At 70.8% G+C, this 22,592-nt stretch carries 15 protein-coding genes; 12 read left to right on the top strand and 3 right to left on the bottom strand.

Annotation, left to right across the window (positions count from 1 at the left end; genetic code table 11):
* Positions 1–73: 73 nt before the first annotated feature.
* From infB to H343_RS0124805, 6 genes are all read left to right on the top strand, one after another.
* Positions 74–3,145 carry a translation initiation factor IF-2 gene (gene infB, locus H343_RS0124830; protein WP_028433321.1) on the top strand — a complete coding sequence of 1,024 codons (3,072 nt, stop codon included), beginning with the start codon at positions 74–76 and terminating at the stop codon, positions 3,143–3,145.
* A 95-nt stretch (positions 3,146–3,240) separates the two neighbouring features.
* The gene (locus tag H343_RS0124825) at positions 3,241–3,537 is read left to right on the top strand and encodes a DUF503 domain-containing protein (RefSeq protein ID WP_028433320.1); all 297 of its coding nucleotides are present in this window, start codon (positions 3,241–3,243) and stop codon (positions 3,535–3,537) included.
* Between the two features lie 15 nt (positions 3,538–3,552).
* Positions 3,553–3,999, top strand: coding sequence for a 30S ribosome-binding factor RbfA (rbfA, locus tag H343_RS0124820; protein ID WP_028433319.1), 447 nt, complete (start codon positions 3,553–3,555; stop codon positions 3,997–3,999).
* A gap of 3 nt (positions 4,000–4,002) precedes the next feature.
* Positions 4,003–4,968 carry a tRNA pseudouridine(55) synthase TruB gene (truB, locus tag H343_RS0124815; protein ID WP_028433318.1) on the top strand — a complete coding sequence of 322 codons (966 nt, stop codon included), beginning with the start codon at positions 4,003–4,005 and terminating at the stop codon, positions 4,966–4,968.
* A 194-nt stretch (positions 4,969–5,162) separates the two neighbouring features.
* Positions 5,163–8,870 carry a trypsin-like peptidase domain-containing protein gene (locus H343_RS0124810; RefSeq protein ID WP_158679617.1) on the top strand — a complete coding sequence of 1,236 codons (3,708 nt, stop codon included), beginning with the start codon at positions 5,163–5,165 and terminating at the stop codon, positions 8,868–8,870.
* A gap of 94 nt (positions 8,871–8,964) precedes the next feature.
* Entirely contained in the window at positions 8,965–9,924 is a 960-nt protein-coding gene (locus H343_RS0124805) for a bifunctional riboflavin kinase/FAD synthetase (RefSeq protein ID WP_028433316.1), read from the top strand.
* Positions 9,925–10,036: 112 nt separating this feature from the next.
* Here H343_RS0124805 and H343_RS0124800 read toward each other — a convergent pair whose 3' ends face one another.
* The 3 genes from H343_RS0124800 to eccE form a co-directional block, all read right to left on the bottom strand.
* Entirely contained in the window at positions 10,037–12,733 is a 2,697-nt protein-coding gene (locus H343_RS0124800; RefSeq protein ID WP_028433315.1) for an SCO5717 family growth-regulating ATPase, read from the bottom strand.
* 271 nt (positions 12,734–13,004) lie between these two features.
* Positions 13,005–13,715, bottom strand: coding sequence for a hypothetical protein (locus H343_RS0124795; protein WP_028433314.1), 711 nt, complete (start codon positions 13,713–13,715; stop codon positions 13,005–13,007).
* Positions 13,715–15,043, bottom strand: a complete 1,329-nt coding sequence (gene eccE, locus H343_RS0124790; protein ID WP_028433313.1) for a type VII secretion protein EccE — start codon at positions 15,041–15,043, stop codon at positions 13,715–13,717. Before eccE ends, H343_RS0124795 begins: the two co-directional genes overlap by 1 nt.
* 187 nt (positions 15,044–15,230) lie before the next feature.
* Between eccE and eccB the strand changes: the two genes are divergently transcribed.
* The 6 genes from eccB to H343_RS34540 all read left to right on the top strand — a co-directional run bounded on the left by eccB (position 15,231) and on the right by H343_RS34540 (position 22,592).
* Positions 15,231–16,751 (top strand): type VII secretion protein EccB, encoded by a 1,521-nt coding sequence (gene eccB, locus H343_RS0124785; RefSeq protein WP_028433312.1) that lies wholly within the window; start codon positions 15,231–15,233, stop codon positions 16,749–16,751.
* A 16-nt stretch (positions 16,752–16,767) separates the two neighbouring features.
* The gene (mycP, locus tag H343_RS0124780) at positions 16,768–18,066 is read left to right on the top strand and encodes a type VII secretion-associated serine protease mycosin (protein WP_078506090.1); all 1,299 of its coding nucleotides are present in this window, start codon (positions 16,768–16,770) and stop codon (positions 18,064–18,066) included.
* 306 nt (positions 18,067–18,372) lie between these two features.
* Positions 18,373–18,984 carry a hypothetical protein gene (locus tag H343_RS0124775; protein WP_028433310.1) on the top strand — a complete coding sequence of 204 codons (612 nt, stop codon included), beginning with the start codon at positions 18,373–18,375 and terminating at the stop codon, positions 18,982–18,984.
* A gap of 48 nt (positions 18,985–19,032) precedes the next feature.
* Positions 19,033–19,392, top strand: coding sequence for a WXG100 family type VII secretion target (locus tag H343_RS0124770; protein WP_028433309.1), 360 nt, complete (start codon positions 19,033–19,035; stop codon positions 19,390–19,392).
* Positions 19,393–19,451: 59 nt separating this feature from the next.
* Positions 19,452–19,760 (top strand): WXG100 family type VII secretion target, encoded by a 309-nt coding sequence (locus tag H343_RS0124765; RefSeq protein ID WP_051265981.1) that lies wholly within the window; start codon positions 19,452–19,454, stop codon positions 19,758–19,760.
* 438 nt (positions 19,761–20,198) lie between these two features.
* On the top strand, positions 20,199–22,592 hold the full coding sequence (locus H343_RS34540; protein WP_078506089.1) for an outer membrane protein assembly factor BamB family protein: 2,394 nt from the start codon (positions 20,199–20,201) through the stop codon (positions 22,590–22,592).

The following is a 22,592-nucleotide window of genomic DNA, read 5'->3' as shown; positions in this document are numbered from 1 at the left end:
ACGCGATGAGTACGCCCATGCATAAGTAGAGAAGGTCCGGCGGCGATGAGCCCCCCGGACCGTAAGGAGCGAAGTGGCTAAGGTCCGGGTATATGAGCTCGCGAAGGAGCTCGGAGTCGAGAGCAAGGTCGTCATGGCCAAGCTCAACGAACTGGGCGAATTCGTCCGCTCGGCGTCCTCGACGATCGAGGCGCCGGTAGTGCGCAAGCTGACCGACGCCTTCGACGCGGGTTCCGGCGGAGCCGGCGGCGCGAAGAAGTCCGCAGCGAAACCGTCGGCGCCGAAGAAGGCCGCCGCGAAGCCCGCCGCCCCCAAGCCGGGGCAGGCACCCAAGCCCGGCGCGGGAAGCGCGAAGCCGGGTCAGACCCAGGCGCCCAAGCCGGGCGCCCCCAAGCCGGCACCGGAGGCTCCCGCCTCTCCCGCACCGGCCGCCGAGGGCGAGGCCGGAGGCCCCGTGACCCCGGCTGCTCCCGCTGCCGACCAGACTCAGGCGCCCAAGCCGGGCGCCCCGAAGCCGGGTCCGGCGAAGCCGGAGTTCACCTCGCCCGCCGCCGACGCGGAAGCCCCCAAGCCGGGCGGTGCGGCTCCCAAGCCGGGGCAGGCACCCAAGCCCGGTCAGGGCGCTCCCAAGCCCGGTCAGGGCCAGGGCGGCCGTGGCGGCCAGGGCGCACGTCCCGGTGGCGCGCCCAAGCCGGGCGGCGGTCGCCCGACGGGTCCGCGCCCGGGCAACAACCCCTTCACGTCCGGTGGTTCGACCGGTATGGCGCGCCCGCAGGCACCCCGTCCCGGTGGCGCGCCGAAGCCGGGGCAGCCCGGTCAGGGCGCTCCCAAGCCCGGTCAGGGCCAGGGCGGTCCGCGCCCGCAGGCTCCGGGTGGCCGTGCCACTCCGGGCAACATGCCGCGTCCGCAGGGCGGCGGCCAGGGTGGTCCGCGTCCCGGCGGCGGTAACCGGCCCAACCCGGGCATGATGCCGCAGCGTCCCGCTGCCGCTCCGCGTCCGGGCCCGGGCCGTGGCGGCGGCCAGGGCGGTCCGCGTCCCGGCGGCGGTGGCGGCGGCGGTCGTCCCGGTGGTGGCGGCGGCTTCGGCGGTCGTCCCGGCGGCGGTGGCGGCGGCGGTCGTCCCGGTGGTGGCGGCGGCTTCGGCGGTCGTCCCGGTGGTGGCGGCGGCGGTCGTCCCGGTTTCGCAGGCCGTCCGGGCGGTCCCGGTGGCCGCGGCGGCACGCAGGGCGCGTTCGGCCGTCCCGGCGGTCCGGCCCGTCGTGGCCGCAAGTCGAAGCGGCAGCGCCGTCAGGAGTACGAGCAGATGCAGGCGCCGTCGGTCGGCGGCGTGATGCTTCCGCGCGGCAAGGGCGAGGTCGTACGGCTCTCGCGCGGCGCCTCGCTCACCGACTTCGCGGAGAAGATCAACGCCAACCCGGCGTCGCTGGTCCAGGTGATGTTCAACCTGGGCGAGATGGTCACCGCGACGCAGTCCGTCTCCGACGAGACGCTGGGCCTGCTCGGCGAGGAGATGAACTACGTCGTCCAGATCGTCAGCCCGGAGGAGGAGGACCGCGAGCTTCTCGAGTCCTTCGACATCGAGTTCGGCGAGGACGAGGGTGGCGAGAACGCGCTCATGCCGCGTCCGCCGGTCGTGACCGTCATGGGTCACGTCGACCACGGCAAGACGCGTCTGCTGGACGCGATCCGCAAGACCAACGTCATCGCGGGCGAGGCCGGCGGCATCACCCAGCACATCGGCGCCTACCAGGCCTCGACCGAGGTGAACGACGAGGAGCGCAAGCTCACCTTCATCGACACCCCCGGTCACGAGGCGTTCACCGCCATGCGTGCCCGCGGTGCCAAGTCGACCGACATCGCGATCCTCGTGGTGGCGGCCAACGACGGCGTCATGCCGCAGACGATCGAGGCGCTTAACCACGCCAAGGCGGCTGAGGTGCCGATCGTGGTCGCGGTCAACAAGATCGACGTCGAGGGTGCCGACCCGACCAAGGTGCGCGGTCAGCTGACCGAGTACGGCCTGGTGGCCGAGGAGTACGGCGGCGACACCATGTTCGTCGACATCTCCGCCAAGCAGGGCGAGAACATCGAAGCGCTGCTCGAAGCGGTCGTACTGACCGCGGACGCCGCGCTCGACCTGCGGGCCAACCCGGAGCAGGACGCCCAGGGCATCGCGATCGAGGCGCACCTCGACCGTGGTCGCGGCGCCGTGGCGACCGTGCTGGTCCAGCGCGGCACGCTGCGCGTCGGCGACACCATGGTCGTGGGCGACGCCTACGGCAGGGTCCGGGCGATGCTCGACGACAAGGGCGAGAACATCAAGGAAGCGGGTCCCGCGACTCCCGTCCTGGTCCTGGGCCTGACCAACGTCCCGGGCGCCGGCGACAACTTCCTGGTGGTCGAGGAGGACCGTACGGCCCGTCAGATCGCCGAGAAGCGCGCCGCGCGTGAGCGCAACGCCGCGTTCGCCAAGCGCACCCGCCGGGTCTCCCTGGAGGACCTGGACAAGGTGCTCAAGGCCGGCGAGGTGCAGCAGCTCAACCTCATCATCAAGGGCGACGCGTCCGGTTCGGTCGAGGCGCTGGAGTCCTCGCTGCTGCAGCTGGACGTCGGCGAAGAGGTCGACCTGCGCATCCTGCACCGCGGTGTGGGTGCGGTCACCGAGACCGACATCGACCTGGCGACCGGCTCCGACGCGATCGTCATCGGCTTCAACGTCCGCGCCGAGGGGCGTGCGACGCAGCTGGCCGAGCGCGAGGGCGTGGACGTGCGCTACTACTCGGTGATCTACCAGGTCATCGAGGAGATCGAGGCGGCCCTGAAGGGCATGCTCAAGCCGGAGTACGAAGAGGTCGAGCTCGGTACGGCGGAGATCCGCGAGGTCTTCCGCTCCTCCAAGCTCGGCAACATCGCGGGTGTTCTCATCCGCTCCGGCGAGGTCAGGCGGAACACCAAGGCCCGTCTGCTGCGCGACGGGAAGGTCGTCGCGGAGAACCTCACCATTCAGGGGCTGCGCCGCTTCAAGGACGATGTCACCGAGATCCGCGACGGGTTCGAGGGCGGTATCAACCTCGGAAACTTCAACGACATCAAGATCGACGACGTCATCGCGACGTACGAGATGCGGGAGAAGCCCCGCGGCTGACGCCGCTGCGCGCTGAACCCGTAGCCGGTCCGGGGCCGGTCGGCGGAGACAAACTCCGTCGATCGGCCCCGCCCGCATCTTCTACGATCATCCCTGTGTATGTGGGGACTTTGAGCATCGATCTGCTGCTGGGCGACGTCCGTTCGCTCAAGCAGAAGCGCTCCGTCGTCCGCCCGATCGTCGCCGAACTGCAGCGCAAGTACGCGGTGAGCGTGGCCGAGGTGGCGGAAATGGACCTCTACCGCCGTGCCACGATCGGAGTGGCGGCGGTGTCGGGGGACGCGGGGCATGTGACGGACGTACTGGACCGGTGCGAACGGCTGATCGCCGGGCGCCCGGAGGTGGAACTGCTGTCGGTTCGGCGGCGCTTCCACGGAGAAGACGACGATTAGCAAGGAGAGGGACCAGTGGCCGACAACCCGCGGGCGAAGAGGCTGGCAGACCTCATCCGTGAAGTGGTCGCGGAGAAGCTTCATCGAGGGATCAAGGACCCGCGGCTCGGCACACACGTGACCGTCACGGACACCCGGGTCACCGGCGATCTGCGGGAGGCGACCGTCTTCTACACGGTCTACGGGGACGACGAGGACCGCAAGGCCGCGGCGTCCGGGCTGGAGAGCGCCAAGGGGATGCTGCGGACGGCCGTGGGTGCCGCGGCGGGTGTCAAGCACACCCCGAGCCTCACGTTCGTCGCGGACGCCCTGCCGGAGAACGCCCGTACCATCGACGACCTTCTCGCCAGGGCCAAGGCCTCGGACGAGGAGGTCCGCAAGGCGTCATCGGGCGCGGACTACGCGGGCGGGGCCGACCCCTACCGCAAACCCGCGGACGACGAGCAGGCCGAGGACGAATGACCCGTGGCACGTAAGAAGGACGACGGACCCGGCGGGCTCGTCATCGTCGACAAGCCCGCCGGTTTCACGTCGCACGACGTGGTCGCCAAGCTGCGCGGCATGGCCCGTACGCGGCGCGTGGGGCACGCGGGGACGCTGGACCCGATGGCCACCGGCGTGCTCGTCATCGGCGTCGAGAAGGCCACCAGGCTGCTCGGTCATCTCGCCCTCACCGAGAAGGAGTACGTCGCCACGGTCCGGCTCGGACAGAGCACCCTCACGGATGACGCGGAGGGTGAATTCACCGCGACCGAAGGGGCCTTCGGCCTCGCACGTGAGGATGTCGATGCTGCCGTGGCGAAGCTCACCGGCGACATCGAGCAGGTGCCCTCGAAGGTCAGCGCGGTGAAGGTCGACGGCAAGCGCTCCTACCAGCGTGTGCGCGAGGGCCAGGAGGTCGAACTCGCCGCCCGTGCGGTCACCGTCTCCTCGTTCGCCGTGCACGAGGTGCGCCAGGAGCAGGCGGGGGACGGCACGGCGGTCACGGACCTGCTGGTCTCGGTGGTGTGTTCGTCGGGCACGTACGTACGCGCGCTGGCGCGCGACCTCGGCGCCGACCTCGGCACAGGGGGTCACCTCACGGCACTGCGCCGTACGCGCGTCGGGCCGTACCGGCTCCAGGAGGCCCGCACCCTGGAGCAGTTGCAGCAGGACCTCGACGGGGGTGCGGCGCTCGGGGTGCTTCCGCTCGACGAGGCGGCAGCGGCGGTCTTCGCCCGCTGGGACGTGGACGCGGAGCAGGCCCGGCTGATCGGCAACGGAGCACAACTGCGCATGCCCGCACAGGAGTTCGTGCCGGGAGAGCCGGGAGAGCCGGGAGAGCCGGGGGGCCCGGGGACGCCGGTCGCGGTCTTCGGGCCGGACGGCCGCTTCGTGGCGCTGGTGGAGGAGCACGGGGGCCGGGCGAAGAGCCTCGCCGTCTTCGTGTAGAGCCCCGCGTGCAGAATTCCGCGCCCGGGCGGGTATTCACTCCAACGGCCGGGCGCTCGGGGTGAGCCGAGGGCGCAGCCGGGGGCGCGTTCGCCGAGCGGCCTGTTCCGGCTGATCAACTTCCCCTTACCGTCGGGGAGCTGGGACGGAACCCGGCGGCAGGGTTCGGGCGAGGGGCGGTGCTGATGGGAGCGGTGCTGACGGATCCAGCGCTGGTGCGGATCTGCGATCTGGCCGGACGCCCGCGCGGCACGGGCTTCCTCGCCGACGAACTCGGCACGGTGGTCACCAGCCACGAGGCCGTGGACGGTCTCGGCCGCGTCGTCGTCAGCACCGCCGAGGAGCGCAGCCACCTCGCGGAGACGGCCGACATCACCCCGCTCCCCGAATGGGACCTCGCTCTCATCCGTACGGAAGGGCTCGGCCTGGCCCCGCTCGTCATCGCCGCGGAGCGTGCGGAACCGGCGGGTACCGCCGTCCGGCTGGGCACCGGGCACTCACCGGCCCTGCGGGCGGGCTGGACGGACGCACACCTGGCCGGGACCGCCACCGTCACCTACACCTCGACCGACCGCTTCCACGCACTCGAAGAGGTTCTGGAACTGGCCCTGCCCGAGGCCGCCGCGGTCGAACTGCGCCTGAGCAGACGCGCCTCCGGCTCGCCCGTGCTGGACGCGGCGAGCGGAGCGGTGCTCGCGGTGCTCGGTACGGCTCTGCACGTGCCGGGCCGCTCCGCCGGTTTCGCGGTGCCGCTGCGGGCAGCGGGCCGCTGGGAACCGGACGGGCCGCTGGGCGCGCTGATCGCCCGTAACGGCGCGACGGTCGCAGGATTCGGCCCCGACCTCAACCTGGCCGGAGCACTGCGGCTGACGGCCGAGTCGGTGCGTCCTGCCGTGGGGCGGGTGCGGTCTGTGCGGCGCGTCCACCGCGCCGAAGTCTCCGACGCCTTACGCCGGTTCCTCGACAGCGACGCCTCCACGGCGGCTCTCGTGGGGCCTCCCGGGTCGGGGCGTACGACGGAGCTCGCCGCACTCGCCGAGCGGCGCGCGGAGGAGGCGACCCCCGCTCCCACCGTGTGGCTGCGCGGCGCAGACCTGAGAGCCGGCGACGGCAGCCTTCGTGAGGCCGTGGGACGGGCGCTGACGCGGGCGGACCGCGCGGTCGCCGGGGCGGCGGGAGAGGACCCGCTCGGCGCCACCGGCGAGTACGGGGGAGCGGGCTGCCGGACCGGGGGAGCGGACGGCCGGGATGCCGGCTCGGAGGCCTGCTCGGAGGACGGGGGAGCGGACGGCTGCGACGACGGCGCGCCGCGGGCCGATGTCGTGGCCCGGCTCGCACGGGACGCGAAACGTCCGCTCCTGGTGCTGCTGGACGCACCCGAGGAGATGCCGGAGCAACTCGCCCGTCAGCTGCGGCGGTGGACCGCGGGAACGGCGAGCTGGCTGCGGGCGTCCGGCGCCCGGATGGTGATCGCCTGCGGGCCCGAACACTGGGAAGAGGCAGGGGCGTTGTACCCGCCCGCCATACTCGGTGGCGGCTCCGTCGGGACGGGCACGCACGGCGGTACCGTTCTGCCGCCCTGCGTGCTCATGGGCGACCTGTCCAAGGCGCAGGCCGAGCGTGCCCGCGAACGGTACGGCCTTGAGGAGGGCGCTCTCGCCGAGGCGGACGCGGCCCATCCGCTCACGGTGCGCATGCTCGGCGATCTGCGCGCAGAGCTGGGTGGTTCCGCAGTGCGCGGCTCCGCCCCGCCGCGCCGCTGGGAGATCTTCTCCGCACACCTCGACCTCGCGGCGCTCCGGATCGCCCGCACGGTCGCCGCCGCACAGGGCCGTACGGCACGTGGCGCCGCCGTACGGCGGCTGGCCGCGCTGGCTGCCGGAGGGCTGCACGAGGCGGCGCGGAGCGCACTCGCGCGCGGGCAGGGCGCGGTGGACCCGGCCGGCTTCGAGGACGCCTTCCCACGGCGGGGCGGCTGGGCGTCGGCTGTGCTCACCGAAGGCGTCCTCGAACCGGCGGGCGGCGGATACCGCTTCGCCGACGAGGAGTTCGGCCAGTGGCTGCAGGGCCGGCACCTGGACGTGGACGCGGCCGTGGAGAGCCTCGTGGGCCCGCCGGCCTGCGCGGACGCCGGGCGGTCCGGTCCCGGCGGCCGCGCGCGGGGCGCCGTCGCGGCACCGCGGGTGCCCCGTCACCGCATCGGTCCCGTCGTGCAGGCACTCCTGATGTGTGAACGGGTGGACGGCACGCACGCGCTGGAGCGGCGCCTGCGTCCGCTGGCGGACGCCTGCTTCGACGCGGACGCGGAGAGCGCCTGGTGGGCCGCCCATCTGCTCGGGGAGACGCTGCTGAGCGCGGCGGACGCCGGACCGTACACCGGTGTGCTGCACGCCCTGGCCGGACGCATCGCCGCGGGGCGTGACGCGGCGGGTTTCGGGCCGTGGTTCTGGCGGCGGCTGGCGCTGCCGACCACCGAGCTGATCGAACTGCTGCGCGTACTTCTGCCCGCCGACCCTCCGCACGGGGCGGAGAGTGCCCGCGGAAGCGAGCGCTGCCTGAACCTCGTCGACGAACTGACGGCCGCCGAACCAGCCACAGTCGCGCCCCTGCTGTGCGGTTGGTTCACCGACCGCCGTCCTCTGAGCGGACCCGCCCGCACGGAGGGCACGGAGGGCGCGGAGGGCGTGCCGCAGCCGACCGTCGCGGCGGCCGCGCAGGCCCTCCTCTACGCGCACCGGCGGCGTACCACCGAAGCGCTGCTCGACCTGCTGACCGACACCTGCCACCCGCGCGCGGACGAACTGCTCGCCGAGCTCGCGCAGGACGAACCCGCCGCCATGTGCCGTGCCGTCGAACGCTGGGCGGGTGACGAGCGGAGCCTTCGGCGCACCGCCGCCGCCGAGTACGGACTGCTGACGGCCCGGTACGCCCGTACGGACGCCGACCGCGCACATCTGGAGAGTGCCGCACGAGCCCTGCTCGGCAGCCGCCCTGGCGATCCGGAGGAGCCCACGCACGCGCCTTCGCTCGCACTGATGCTGCGGATCTCCGCCGACCCCGAGCCGTACCTCGACGCGTCCGTCGACCTGCTGGCCGCCACGGGAGCGCCGCACCTCGCCGACGCACTCACCGGGCTTCTCCACGGCCGGCCCGGGCCGGTGCTGGCCGCCTTCCGCAGGAGACTGTGCGAGCCGGGCAGCGGCGCGCACCACCTGGTGGAGGCGCTGGGGGTCGTACGCCAGGAGGAGCTGGCGCGGCCCACGGCGGAGCTGGTGCGTGAGTACGCGGAGCTGCGCCCGGAGAGGGCGGGTGAGGCGCTGGGCGCGTTCGTGCGATGCCGGCTCACGCACGGTGTGCAGGGCCGCGCAGGGCTCCAGCCGCTCACCGACGCGCTGGTGTGCACGCCGCACGCACCTGTACGGGCCAGTCTCGCCCGTACGCTCGGGGCCGCGGAGAGCGGGCCGGTGCGGGACGAACTGCTGGACTTACTGCTCGTGGGGGAACGCGACTTGACGGTGCTCGACGCGGGGCTCGAAGCGGTGGTGACGGGCGGCGGGCTAACGATCGCGGGAGAGGAGAGACGGGAGGGCGGGAAGTTCGGCGGGGTGCGCGGCCCGGTGGACGGAGGCTCGTCGGAAGGGGGGTCGGACGGCGGGGCGATCGGCGGGGCGGAGGGCGAAGCGGACGGCGTGGGCGAGCTGGTGCGGCGGATCGGGACGCAGATGGCACGTACGTCCGAGGGCGCGGCGTACTTCGACCGCCGCCTGGTCGAGCTGGCGCGCGAGGTGCCCGGCTTCGCCGGGGCCCTGCGCACCTGGACCACTGCCGCTCCCGAAGCGTGGAGCGCGGTCGCGGGACCGGGCGCACGCCGCGTGTGCGGGACCGCACACGGGCAGGCGTAGCCGCGGGGCGCAGGCGCGGGTCCGGTGAGGGCGCTGCTCAGCGGCATGGCACCCTTGGACCGGCGAACCATCGGTATCGGCGAGGAGCAGTGACGTGCAGCGCTGGCGTGGCTTGGAGGACATCCCCGAGGGCTGGGGGCGCAGTGTCGTCACCATCGGCTCGTACGACGGGGTCCACCGCGGGCACCAGCTGATCATCGGCAGGACCGTGGCGCGCGCCCGCGAACTGGGCGTACCCGCCGTCGTCGTCACCTTCGATCCGCATCCGAGCGAGGTCGTGCGCCCGGGCAGCCACCCGCCGCTGCTCGCCCCGCACGCGCGGCGCGCCGAACTCATGGCCGAGCTGGGGGTGGACGCGGTGCTCGTGCTGCCGTTCACGTCCGAGTTCTCCCAGCTCACGCCCTCCGATTTCGTGGTGAAGGTGCTGGTCGACAAGTTGCACGCCCTGAGCGTCGTGGAGGGCCCCAACTTCCGCTTCGGGCACAGGGCGGCGGGCGACGTCACCTTCCTCGCCGAACTGGGCGGGACGTACGACTACGAGGTGGTCGTCGTGGACCTGTTCGAGCGGGGAGACGCCGGCGGAGGCCAGCCGTTCTCCTCGACCCTGATCAGGCGACTGGTGGCCGAGGGCGCAGTCGAGGGCGCGAGCGAGGTGCTGGGGCGTCCCCACCGCGTCGAGGGCGTGGTGGTGCGGGGCGCCCAGCGCGGTCGGGAACTGGGCTACCCCACGGCCAACGTCGAGACGGTCCCGCACACCGCCGTCCCGGCCGACGGGGTCTACTCGGGCTGGCTGACCGCGGACGGCGAGAGAATGCCGGCGGCGATCTCGGTGGGCACGAATCCGCAGTTCAACGGGACCGAGCGGACGGTCGAGGCGTACGCCATCGACCGTGTGGACCTCGATCTGTACGGGATGCACGTGGCCGTCGACTTCCTCACCTACATCCGCGGACAGGAGAAGTTCGGCACGCTGGAGGCGTTCCTGGAGCGAATGGCCGAGGACGTCGACCGCTGCCGTGACCTGGTGGCGAAGGCGGACCGAGGGCAGCGGTGAGACGCTGACGGACGGTGTCGCCGTCCGTCACGCAGCACGCAGCACGTGACGTTTCCGCGGCGGCGACGGATCATCGTCCTGTCGCCGCCGCGTGACGTGGCTGTGGGCGCCCCTACTGCTGCGGGTAGGGCGGCTGCGGTGGCTGCCCGTACGGAGGCTGCCCGTAGGGCTGCTGCGGTGGCTGCGGTGGCTGGCCCGGGTACTGCTGAGGTGGGAACTGCCCTCCCGGCATGGGCGGTTGGCCGGGCTGTCCCGGCATCGGCGGGGCCAGCTGCGGGGGCGGCTGCCCGTTCGCCGTCCACAGGCCCTGCTCCTGCTGGGCACGAGCGAAGTCCTCGGCGATCAGCGCCGACAGGTCGAAGTACGCCTCGCGGGTCCTGGGGCGCATCATGTCGAGATCGAGTTCGGCGCCGGCGGAGAGATGCTCGTCGAAGGGGATCGTGACGACGCCGCGGCAGCGCGTCTGGAAGTGCGACACGATGTCCTCGACCTTGATCATCTTTCCGGTCTCGCGGACGCCCGAGATGACCGTGATGCTGCGCTGCACCAACTCGCCGTACCCGTGCGCGGAGAGCCAGTCGAGCGTGGTGCTCGCGCTGCTCGCGCCGTCCACGGAAGGGGTCGAGATGATGATCAACTGGTCGGCGAGGTCGAGGACTCCGCGCATCGCGGAGTAGAGCAGACCCGTGCCCGAGTCGGTGAGGATGATCGGGTACTGCTTGCCGAGGACGTCGATGACGCGGCGGTAGTCGTCGTCGTTGAAGGTCGTCGAGACGGCCGGGTCCACGTCGTTGGCGAGGATCTCCAGACCGGCGCTCGTCTGCGACGTGAACCTTCTGATGTCCATGTAGCTGTTGAGATACGGGATCGCCGTGACCAGGTCGCGGATCGTCGCCCCGGTCTCACGGCGCACCCGGCGGCCGAGCGTGCCCGCGTCCGGATTGGCGTCGATCGCGATGACCTTGTCCTGGCGCTCGGTCGCGAGGGTCGAGCCCAGAGCCGTCGTCGTGGTGGTCTTGCCCACGCCGCCCTTGAGGCTGATGACCGCGATCCGGTAGCACGAGAGGACCGGCGTGCGGATGAGATCCAGCTTGCGCTGCCGCTCGGCCTCCTCCTTCTTGCTGCCGAGTCGGAAGCGGGAGCTGCGGGCCGGGTTCTGCGAACGGGGCTTCCGCTTGCTGTTTACCAGCCGGTCCGAGGAGAGCTCGACCGCGGCGGTGTAACCGAGGGGCGAGCCGCCCTGGTTCTGGCGGCGGGGGTCGACGGGCTGCTGTGGCTGTGCCTGACCGGGGTCGGGCTGACCGGGCTGTGCCTGACCGGGCTGCTGCGGCTGCGCCGGCTGCTGCCCCGGCTGTTGGGGGTAACCGTAGCCACCGGGGGGCGGGCCGGGCTGTTGCTGCCCCGCCTGCTGCGGGTAGGGCTGCTGTGCCTGCGCTCCCGGCTGCTGGGGATAGCCGTAACCGCCCGGCTGGGGGTACCCGTACCCCGCGGGCTGCTGGGGATAGCCGTAACCGCCGGGTTGCTGGGGCGGGTTGGGCGGAGCCGACGGTGCCGGGGGGACGGCCTGGCCGGGCACCTGGCCAGGCTGAGGGGGCGGTTGCGGCACCGCGTCGCCGCTGGGCTGCTGTCCCGGCTGCGGCGGCCCGGCCTGCTGCGGGAAGCCGTAGCCGTGCTGCTGCCCGGGCAGGGGCTGACCGGGCTGGTGCTGTCCGGGCTGGTGGTGACCGCGCTGCTCCGGTACGGGCGGTGTGTGCCCGGGAGGGGTGGAGGACCAAGGATCGCCCGCCGAGGGCGGGTTGGCGGGCTGGTACTCGGGTGGCAGCGGAGGGACACCGGGCGGCTGCTCCGGGCCGGGAGCGGGACCGGAGGCACTGTCCGGCACACCGGGCCACTGCGGCTGCTGCCGGCCGTCGGACGACGCGTACGGCGGCACGGCGTCCTGCGGCCCGCCGGGTGCGCCGCTGTCGGTTCCGTCGGTTCCGTCCGCGCCCGGGGCGGAGGAAGATCCGCTTGAAGTACCGGCCTGCCGGGCCGCGTTGCCGCCGCTCCCGTCCGTACCGGAGGAGGACCCGCTCATTGCGTCCCCCGGCGCAGCACCCTCCGCGCCGGCCCCTTCACGCTCCTTGGCCGCGGCGACCTCGGCGATCTCACGGCGCAGAGCGGCGGCGGAGAACCGCATCGTCGCGCCGTCCTCGATGTCACCGGCGCCGTCGGCCGGCTCGTGCGGACCGCCCGAAGTGCCCGCGCCCGGCCCGGACGAGGTGCCCGGCGTTTCCTGTTCTCCGGCAGATCCCTCAGGCCCGGCAGGCCCCTCAGGCCCCTCTTGCGCGGAAGGTCCCGCAGGAGCGGGCTCGGCGGGCCCGGCAGCGCCCGTACGGGGGCCGTCGTCGTCCCGGTCCTGCCCGGTGCCCGACGGGCCCTCGGGCGCGGACTGCTGGCCTTCCCCTCCGGGCGTGGGCAGCGGGAAGTCGCCCTGCGCGCCGGGAGCGCTCTCCTGCGGGGCTTCCGCACCCGCGGGCCTCCCCGCCCAGGGCTCCTGGCTCCCCGTGTCGGCGACTTGGTGGGGTGTGTCGTGAAGTCCACCCGTGCCGGAGGGGTGGCCGGCGCTCCCCGGGCCGGCCTCGGGTGCGGCCGGATACGCGCCGGAGGAGGCGTTGTTCGCGTCCTGCATGTACCACGCGGGCGGCGTGTAGTCGATGGTGAACTGGCCGGTCGATTCCGTGTCGTGCTCGGACTCAGCTTCCGCATCGGGCCGATCGGTGTCGGGCACCATCCCGCCGTCGCGGATCTCGTCCCGATCGCTGCTCACAATGCCTCCTGCTGCTGTGGTCATGCACCCCGATTTGCTGCGCGCCCATCAAGCCTAATCACCGTAACTCCGGGCACGGCAGAGCGGCCCGGTCTCACAAGGGGACGGACCCTGTCACCGACTCAACCAGCCCGAGGTCTCGGTTCCGTCTCGGCTCACCGCCGGGTGTGAACCCGCTGTCGTCCGGTGTTCCGCCGACCGTGGCAGGGCCGTGACCTCCGACCTCACACGCTCCGGGGCTCCTCGCTCACGAGGGGCGCGCCCGGCGCCGTCAGTCGAGCCGCCGCGGGGCGCCCAGCAGGCCGGATTCCGCGTCCGTGGGCTGCGTCAGTGCGTAGTGCCGGTCGCGCCGCGTGCACCACAGGGTCACCCCGTCCCCGAGGGTGGACAGCGCCTCGACCTCGTGCTGCGGGAGCTGAAGGATGCGGCCGATCTGCTTGGCCTCGTCGGGCGAGACCCGCTGAATGCCCACCAGCGAGGAGTTGCGCAGCAACCGCGGTGCCACGGGGCTCAGGTACGGCAGCAGCGTCAGCACCGACTGCCACGCCGAGGACGCGACCCGTCCGCGCGGAGGCCGCATTCCGCAGTCCCGCACGACCAGTACGGGGCTTCCCACGGTCGGGCCCATCGGCGGCACCCGCGCCACGTCGTGCAGGGTGATGCACTCCTGGCCCGCACCGGCGGCCTGGACGAGGTTCGTCCACACCGCCGCGCGACCCGTCTCGACGGCCACCCTCGCGCCCGTACCGGCGGTGCGAAGCGCGAGCACCTGTGCCGTCCACAGGCCGCCGATGAGCACGACGTCGTAGGGAACGGGGTGGTGGAAGCCGACCACTTGCGGACGCCCCTCCGCGTCGCTCCCGACGACCACGCCGTCGTCCCCTATCGGGAGGGAGAGCGCGGCCAGATCGTCGGCGGGCAGCGAATGCCCCGCACGCTGCGGCCCCCGCAGCCCCTGCAGCAGACCCATGCCACGTGCCATCAGCGGGCACCTCCCAGCGGCAGCGTCGCGAGTACGCCCGGGAGCTGCTCGCGGTCCAGTCGGATCAGGCCCACCTTCGCGGACCTGGCGGCGCGCTCCAGCTCACGGCGCGTGTGGGTGAGTTCGTTGTCGGTGCGGCCGGTGACGCGCACATGTCCGCTGACGGAGACGGACTGGCGCCGGGACGCACGGCCGATGGTCAGGCTGAAGGTCGTGGTCAGCGCCGGCACGGCCGTCAGCAAGGAGACGAGCCGGGGGAGCGGTGTCGCCGCCCTGCCGACCTCGGGCCAGCGGCCCACCCCGTACGTCGTGTGCCACCGGTCGTCGCATCGCCAGGCCCTCGCGTTCTCCTGGGTGCGGCGCACCGGAGGGGCGTCGGGCTGGCTCGCGCGCGCTGTCGCCAGCGGGTTCGCACAGGCCGACGTCGAGACGGCGGCGATCAGTTCCTCTTCGTTGAGCACGGAGGCACGGAAGCCCGCTCCGGTGATCCGGCTCGCCAACTGGTCGGCCGCGCGCGTCAGGCAGCGCTGAGCGCCCTCGACGCCGCCGCCGCGCGCCTCGACAGCCTCGGGGCACAGCTCCGGGTCCAGCTTCAGGGCCACCCATGTCAGCCGCAGCGCGGGCGAGCCGGTCTGCTCCTGAAGGGGTGCGTAACTGCGCCTGGCCACGGACTGATCGGGCAGATGCGGTGCCGGGGCCGGCTGCACGTGCTGCACGACCTGGACGGACTCGAGGGTGATGCCGTCCACGTCCAGGGCGTCACGCAGCAGCCCCAGCGGCAGCGCACGTGCTCCGAACGCGGGCCTCAGCGCGCTGACACCGGCCTCCACCCGCACCACGGCGGTGAGGAAACTGCCGTCGCCCAGCATGCCTATCGTGCGGCGGTCGCGGTCGAGGAAGGCGTACGTGCGCAGACCGGGCGCGCACTCCACCGCCGGACCGAGGCTCGGGTCGAGGCGTTCGGTGAGCGGCAGGGCGGCCATCCGCCTGCGCGCGCGCAGTTCGAGGAGAGTGGACAGCCAGTCACGGATGGAACGCTGGTGACGGCGCATCAGCGCGAACAGCAGCAGCACGGCGGCGGCGACACCGGCCGGCAGGAGCATCAGCTCGTCGATCGCCGCGGCCACCACCAGCACCACAAGTGCCAGTTCGATCAGCACGAGTTGTTGCAACTGGAACGGGCCGACCCGCGTCGTACGCGATTCGGTGCGCAGCACCGTCGAGGCGGGGGTGCGGGGACGTGCCGGTCCGCCGGCGCCCGCAGGGCCGTTCGGAGGCCGGTCGCCGGGACCGGCTGCGGCACCCCGGGCGCGCGTTGCTGTTCCCATCGCCGCTAAGCCCCCTCTTGTCCGTATTCGCCCCTGAACCCACGGGGCGTTGGCCGGGCGATCACCCTACCGGAGCAGCGGGAGAGGATCGTCAACCGGCATAGTAGGGGGACGGTCCGACAATCGGCACCAGTGACGGTGTCCGATGGCCCACGGCAACCGGTCAGCGGGGAGAGGCAATTCACTCATGGCATCACGGCGGGACGAGCTCAACGCGTACACCTTCGCGAAGAGGCGTCTGGTTGCGCAGTTCCTTCAGCCTTCCCCGACGGGCACGGAAGAGGGCGCTCCGCGGCCGCTCCGCGGGGTCGTACCGGGCCTGATCGTCGGTGTTCTCATCATGGCCGGGTTCGGCGCGTGGGGGATGTTCAAGCCCAAGGCCCCCAACGAGTGGGACGAGCCCGGCAAGAACGTGATCATCGGCAGCGAGTCCACCACCAGATACGTCGTGCTGACCACCGGCAAGAAGAAGGAACCGCAGCTGCACCCCGTTCTCAACCTCACCTCGGCGAAACTGCTGATCGACCCCAACCAGGGTTCCAAGCCCATCAGCGTCGACGAGAAGTTCCTCGACAAGGGCGAGATGACGCACGGCGCCACCATCGGAATCCCCTACGCCCCCGACCGCCTCCCCGACGCAGCCGAGGCCGGCAAGGAGAAGACCTGGGTGGTGTGCGAACGGCCGCGCGGCGAGGGCGGTTCGGCCACCCAGAAGGCCGCCTTCGTCTTCAACGAACGCGAGGAGAAGAAGGTCGCGGGCAAGGACAAGCTGCGCGGCGGCGAGTTGATGTACGTCCAGGGGCAGGGGGAGAGCCAGCTGTACGCCGTCGACGGGAGCGGCATCAAGTACCCGGTCGAGAACGACCGCGGCCTGCTGAACCAGGTCGTCGACTCCGACCGTCCGCAGCGCGTCTCGCGGGAGTGGCTGGAGACGCTCAAGGAGGGCGACCCCATCAGCTTCCCCACGGTGCCCGGGATGGGCGGCCAGGCGAGGTTCGACGAACTCGACGCGTACAACCAGGTCGGGATGGTGCTCAAGGCATCGGCGGCCGGGGGGCATCAGCACTACGTCGTGCTGGAGGACAGGATCGCCCCCGTGACGGACTTCGTGGCGAACCTCCTGCTCAACAGCCCGGCGGCAGAACCCCTGAAACAGGCGGGCACCGCGCACAACGTCATCGGCTCAAAGGTGCGGGACGCCGGAGAGCCGTTCCTGGCCGGGAAGAAGTGGCCCAGCACCACCTCCGGCAGCGTCAACTCGCCCAGCCTCTCCGACGGAAGCCGCAACACCCTCTGCAACGTGCTGCACGGCGTCGGCAGCGGCAACACGACCAAGCTCAGCACCTGGGCGGGCGACAGCTTCCCCGCCCAGCTCCCCACGGGCTCCGCCAGCGCGTACGTCAGCCCCGGCTCCGGGCAGCTCTTCCGGCAGGTGCGCGGCACCTCGACGGAAGGGGGCTACTTCCTGGTGACGGACACGGGCCTTCGCTACGCACTCCAGAAGAGCGGCGACAGCGGGGGAGAGGACGCCGGGATCGGCAAGGACGGCAAGGAATCGAAGGGCGCGGGGCAGAAGAACGAATCGGCGCTGGCACGGCTCGGGTTCGAAAACGTGAAGGCGACGCGCATCCCCAGCACCTGGTCGCAGTTCCTGCCGACCGGCCCGCGGTTGTCGACCGCGGCCGCCAGGCAGCCGCAGGGTTCTTGATCCGGGGGAGGGACGAATGACGTACAGCGCGAACAGGCGCGGCACGTCCGGCGGCGCGGTGCGCCTGCGCCGCCGGGTGGCGACGGCTGTCGCCGGCGTGCTCGCGGTGAGCACGCTCGGCATGCTCACCGCCGCTCCGGCGGCGGCGGAATCGTCCGAGCAGTGCGAGATCCCGTCGAAGAACCACAAGGAACTTCCCTGGTCGCTGGAGAGCGTCGACCTGGAGAAGCTCTGGGCGGAGGCCACGGGGCGAGGTGTCCGTGTGGCCGTCATCGACACCGGGGTGGACGCCGAGCATCCGCAGCTCAAGGACGCCGTCGACGCGGGCAGCGGCTACAACACGCTGCCGAAGACGAAGAAGAAGGACGAACCCGGCGTCGTCCGGGGCAAGCAGAACGGCACGCAGGACACCCTCGGCCACGGCACCAAAGTCGCCGGCATCATCGCCGCCCGCAAGATGGACGACGACGTGACCCGCTTCGTCGGCCTCGCTCCCCACTCGGAGATCATCCCGATCCGGCAGAACGACGAGAACGGCAGGGGCACGGCCGCGACGCTCGCCAAGGCCATCGACCACGCCGTCGGCGAGGACGCCGACGTCATCAACATCTCCCAGGACACGGCCGAAGCACTCAAGCCCGATTCCACACTGAAGCGGGCCGTCGAGCAGGCGATCGAAGCCGGTGTGGTGGTCGTCGCGTCAGCGGGCAACGACGGTCTGGGCGGCGAGGAGAAGGACACCTACCCGGCCTCGTACCCCGGTGTGCTGGCCGTGGCTTCGGCCGACCGCAACAACGAACGCGCGCCCTTCTCGCAGTCCGGCGACTTCGTCGACGTGGCGGCCCCCGGCGTCGACATGGTCTCGACCGTCCCCAAGAAGGGGCACTGCACGGACAACGGGACGAGTTTCTCCGCTCCTTACGTGGCAGCCGTCGCCGCACTGCTCGTGGAGGAGCACCCCGGCTGGACCGTCGAGCAGGTCATAGCACAGATCGAGCAGACCGCCGAGCGGTCGATCGCCGGACGCGACCGGCTCGTCGGCTGGGGCGTGGTCGATCCGCTCCGTGCTCTGACCGAGGACGAGAAGCCGATCAGCACACCGAGTCCCGACCAGGGCATCTCCCAGGCCGAGGCGCCCACACCGGCGTCGATGGAACTCGGGGAGACGGCGCAGGAGCGCAACGAGCGCATCGGCACCTATGCGGTGGTGGCCGCTGCGGTACTGGTGACCGTCATCATGGGTACCGCACAGGTCTACCGCGACTGGCGCCGGCGGACGGGGCGCACCGCGGACGGAGGCGGTGCTTCCATGTGATGCCGGAATCGTCACGGAGTCTTCACAGGCGAGGTCGGAAGCGGGGCAATTCGCCACCGGGGCGGCCTTGTTGAAAGGCCGCAGGAAGCTCCGACGCCTCGCCGTCGACAGGCTGATTCGCTCCTGTTGCAGACGCCCCCTTGACAACGGGACACACGCTTCGGCGGAGACTGTCCCGTCGGTCGGGACAAGTCGTATGCCCGGGTTTGCAGTTGGAACACCGATGGCCAGTGGCTAGAGTGGCATCGGACGTCCTCAGCATCTCGGAGTCCGCGAAGGCAGAACGGGTGGAGGGGGAGCACCGTGATGAGGCCTGCCGAGGGGGGCGGTTCGGCCAGGGTCGGCGAGCAGCAGTGGTGTTTCGAGGCCATGCAGACCGGCGAGGGTGGCAAGGTCGCAATCGCCGACGACGTCGACCCGGTAGCGCCGGGTGAGGAGATCGGATCCTTCTGCAAGGGAGGCTTCGAGAGGTACTGCGAGTGTCAACGCGGCACGAGCTTTGCGTCTGTTCCCACGTCAGTGTCAGCTGCCCTGATCTGGTTGAAACACTCCGACCGGATTGTGAATCAGGTCCTTCGCGTAATGATCGACGCGGTGGGACGTGAGGCGAAGAGCAAGAGCCCGAGCAGGCATGTCGGTTGCGACGCTTACGGTGCGATCTGTGCTCCCGTCAGCCTGGTGGACGGGCAAGGAGATCCGGGGGCTCCCGGGGTGAGACCGCTCACGGGCAAGCGAACAGGCTCCAGGGCGTCTTCCGGCTCCGGGAAAGACCCTGCCTTCGGCAAGGGCGAGGTGGCAGACTCCTCGAAGCCGGGTGACGGCAAGCAGATCTCGACGATCTCCGGCCTGGGTGCCGGGGTCGTCGCTGTGCTGGTCAGCGCATTCGCCATCATGCGGATGAGGCGGAACCAGATGTAAACGAACCGGCGTCTCTCAGGCGGACGAAATCACGACAGGAGACAACAAATGGCAGGCCAGCAGAGGCTTTCGGACAGTGAGCTCGCGAAAATCGAGCGGCAGTTGGGCGAGAAGTTCGACTCCATCAAGGGGCAGCTCTCTCAACTGCAGGCGAACATCGACGGCCTCGAAGGTGCATGGCGCGGTATCGGCGCCGGCGCTTTCAACGCGAAGCAGATCGAGGTCAACGACGAGATGAGGCGCATGGGCCAGATGCTCACGCACTTCCAGGAAGCCATCAAGGCCACGCGGACCATGACCGGGAACACGGATGACGAAGCGGCTGCCGCGATGCGCGGTGTCGATGTCGCGGGTGGCCACACCGGCAGCGCCGAAGGCGCGGCCACTTCCAAGCTGAGCTCGTACTGACAAGCGGTCAGGCTCGTTTTCCGACTCGATCGACTTAGAGACAAACAGGAGGAACTCTCGTGGGATCCAACAACCAGAGCGCCGGCGATGAGATTGCAGTAAGGTACTCCAGCCTTGAGGAGGCAGCGGGCAACATCGACAGGCAGGCCGGCAGGCTCCGTGGTGACCTGGAGGACATTCGGCAGGCCGTCCAGCGGGTCAGTGCCAACTGGGAGGGCGAAGCCCAGACTCAGTACAACACGATGCAGCAGAAGTGGAATCAGAAGGCTGACCACATCCACAACATCCTGAGCGACATCGCGAACAAGGTCAGGCGCGCGAGTGGCGACTACAGCGCTACTGACAAGAAGGCTGCCGGCCAGTTCTGAGGCCGCAACTCGTCGGTGCAGGGAAGGCGTGGGCGTGCGCGGGAGGCGCCCACGCCTCTGCCTTGTGTGCAGTCCATCAGGCGGGGCACCAATTGGCCCGAATGCAGCTGCCGGACGGGGCGTCTGACGTAGGTCCGGGGCGCGAGCCGGGTGTACGCAACTGTTGCAGCGTGCCCGCGGAGACATCAGGCCGCTCTTCGTCCTTTCGGCCATGTGTCACTGAGAGTGTTCGCCCGCAAGGACAGGCAGGCACATCCTGCTCCCCGGGCCCGGCACCAGCACGCAGGAGTAACCAGCACCGCAGCAGGTGACCAACTCCCGGCCGCTCAGTGGAACATGGACCGCCACTTGACGTGCGTCCCCCAGGCCCCTCCCTGCCGTTCTTGCATTCATGCACGCCGACTAGAGTCCACGGGGAATTTCTACCTGGGGGAGTGAATGGAATCGCTGCGGCTGGACGACCCCCGCCGACTGGGCCCGTACAGGGTTGTCGGCCGTTTCGAACGGTCGATGGGACGACTGCCTTCGGCTCAGCAACGGTACATTGGGCGCACAGCGGACGGCGATGAAACCGTAGTGGTCACCGTGCCCAGAAACGAGTTCACGAATGACGGGGCCTACGAAGCGCGTTTCCGCGCAGAGGCGGAGCAGGTGCGGCGCCTCGCTTCTTCACACCACACTTGGCTGACACAGGTGGTGGATATCGCTGAGAAGGCTGACCGGCCCGCCTGGTACGTCACTCGGTACAGCCCCGCCCTCCCTCTGACCGAGGCCTTGACCGCGAACAGGGGCCCACTTCCCGAGCGGACAGTAAGGGCCCTGGGTGCCGTGGCGGCTGAGGCACTCGCAAGCCTCCATTCGACAGGTTTCTCGCACGCGGGTATCACCCCCACATCGTTCCTGATCGCGGCGGACGGCCCCCGGCTGGAGGGGTTCGGGGCAGTGCGATGCGCTGTGCCCGACGGCCAAGATCGTTCCGGCGCCCCCGGCCTCGTGGCGGAATGCATGGCACCCGAGCAACTGGTCGGTGGACGGCCGAGACCACTGGGGGACGTGTACGCCCTGGGGGCCGTGCTTTCCTACGCGGCCACCGGGCACATGACAGCTGAGCGGAGTGAACTTCCCGACGAGTTGCAGGACATCATCCTGGCCTGCATGCGGCGGGACCCGGCGGCCCGCCCCACTTCGGCGCAGTTGTTGGAGGGGCTGACGCCCCGCCCGGGTACCGAGAACCGAGCTCCCGCCGGGGCTCCGCCGACCGAACTGGACGGGCTTGGTCCCTCGGCCACGACAGGCGGGCCGTCCCGGCCGGTCACGATGCTGGACGGCGGAACAAGTGGTTCGGCGAGATTGTTGGAGCCTGGGTGGCTGCCGGGACGGGTCATCGCAGCGATCGCCGAGCAGACTGCCCTGACATTGGCGGCCGAGAACGACGAGATTCCGGGCCAGGCCGCGCAGAAGGCGGGGCCAGTGGTGGAACCGGGCCACGCCGTAGCGGTCCCGACCGGGGCAGACTCGCCTGGTGTGCGCGGCTCATCCAGTTCCGCTGCTACGACGGCGATCCGACTCCCCGGCGTCCGGCTACCCTCGCGCCGGAGTCTGCTCACCGGAACCGCAGGCGGCGCAGCGGGAATTGCGCTGGGTGCGTCCGGTTTCACGGCTGCGTCGGCTCTGGGAATCGTCGGTGGGACCGGACCGTCTCACCGGGAGGTCTCGGGAGTCCCACCGACACCGTTGTGGGCGTATCGAATTGCCGGTGATGCGCCCAACAACGCCCCGTACGTCTGGCGCGACAAGATCCTCGTGGTCACGGGAGCGGGCGAGTGCGTAGGTCTGAGCGCCCGCACCGGGAAGAAGCTGTGGAACACAGACGGCATGTCGCCCCTGGGGCCACCGGTCGGCGCCGGAGCGAACCTGATCATGCTGGCCGACACAGGGCCGCCGAACTTCCTCTCTCCGAAATCGGGAAAGGTGCGCTGGCGGGCGCAGGAGTACGACAACACGGAGGCCAAGGGAGACCTCCAGAACGTGATCGGTTCCTGGGACGGAGTGATCTGGTTCACGGTGGAAGCCCAGGACGGTTCGACTGCCCTCGTCGCGTTCGACCCCGGAGAGCGACGCGAAAAATGGCGCAGCGACCTACCGGATGGTTTTTCGCTGCAGCCACTCGAGCCGCGTCACAGACAGGGCCGGAAGGTGGTCCCGGATGGGGACTCTTTCGTGCTCCCGGAGGTCTACGGCAACGACTCGCTGGCGAGCCCGCAGGAGAAGAAGCGCTTTATCAAGGTCGCCAGGAAGGACGGCCGAACGGGCCGAGTCAAGACCTATGACGGCGTCACCTTGGAGACCCACGTGGTGCCGCTGGCCGGGGGAGCCTTCGTCATGCCGACACCGGAGAATCTGCGAGCAGTGAACCTCACCGACGGTAAGACACTCTGGATTCTCAAGACACGGTCCCAGGCGACCAAGTTCGGGGAGCCCGCAGTACATGACGGCCGCGTGTACGCAGTGGATTCGCTGGCGAACCTGTACGCGGTGGAGGAAAACACCGGAGACCTCGTCTGGCACCGTGACCACGGGCTTCTCGCTGCGGAAGATCTCGGTGACCCCGCTTCTGTGCGCGTCTCCCAGTCGGGCAAGACGGTCCTGATCGTCAACAAGGACGAGATTGTGGCGGTCGAGGCCGGCAACGGCGACCTGTTGTGGCGTTTCTCCGATGTCAGTGGAACGTTCGGGGGGTTCGCTGTCGACCCCGGACGTCTGATCACTTTCGCAGACCGGACGATGTTCGTGCTCCACAACAAATCCGTGTACGCACTGCCCGTCGAGTAG

This window comes from Streptomyces sp. TAA204 (genome assembly GCF_000424965.1).
This window is presented reverse-complemented; position numbering and strand designations above follow the sequence as displayed.

Excerpts from the sequence above, each read along its gene's own strand:
- H343_RS0124770 (WP_028433309.1), top strand. The coding sequence starts at position 19,033 with ATGGCAGGCCAGCAGAGGCTTTCGGACAGTGAGCTCGCGAAAATCGAG.
- eccB (WP_028433312.1), top strand. The coding sequence starts at position 15,231 with ATGGCATCACGGCGGGACGAGCTCAACGCGTACACCTTCGCGAAGAGG.
- H343_RS0124775 (WP_028433310.1), top strand. The coding sequence starts at position 18,373 with ATGAGGCCTGCCGAGGGGGGCGGTTCGGCCAGGGTCGGCGAGCAGCAG.
- eccE (WP_028433313.1), bottom strand. The coding sequence starts at position 15,043 with ATGGGAACAGCAACGCGCGCCCGGGGTGCCGCAGCCGGTCCCGGCGAC.
- H343_RS34540 (WP_078506089.1), top strand. The coding sequence starts at position 20,199 with ATGGAATCGCTGCGGCTGGACGACCCCCGCCGACTGGGCCCGTACAGG.
- mycP (WP_078506090.1), top strand. The coding sequence starts at position 16,768 with ATGACGTACAGCGCGAACAGGCGCGGCACGTCCGGCGGCGCGGTGCGC.
- H343_RS0124795 (WP_028433314.1), bottom strand. The coding sequence starts at position 13,715 with ATGGCACGTGGCATGGGTCTGCTGCAGGGGCTGCGGGGGCCGCAGCGT.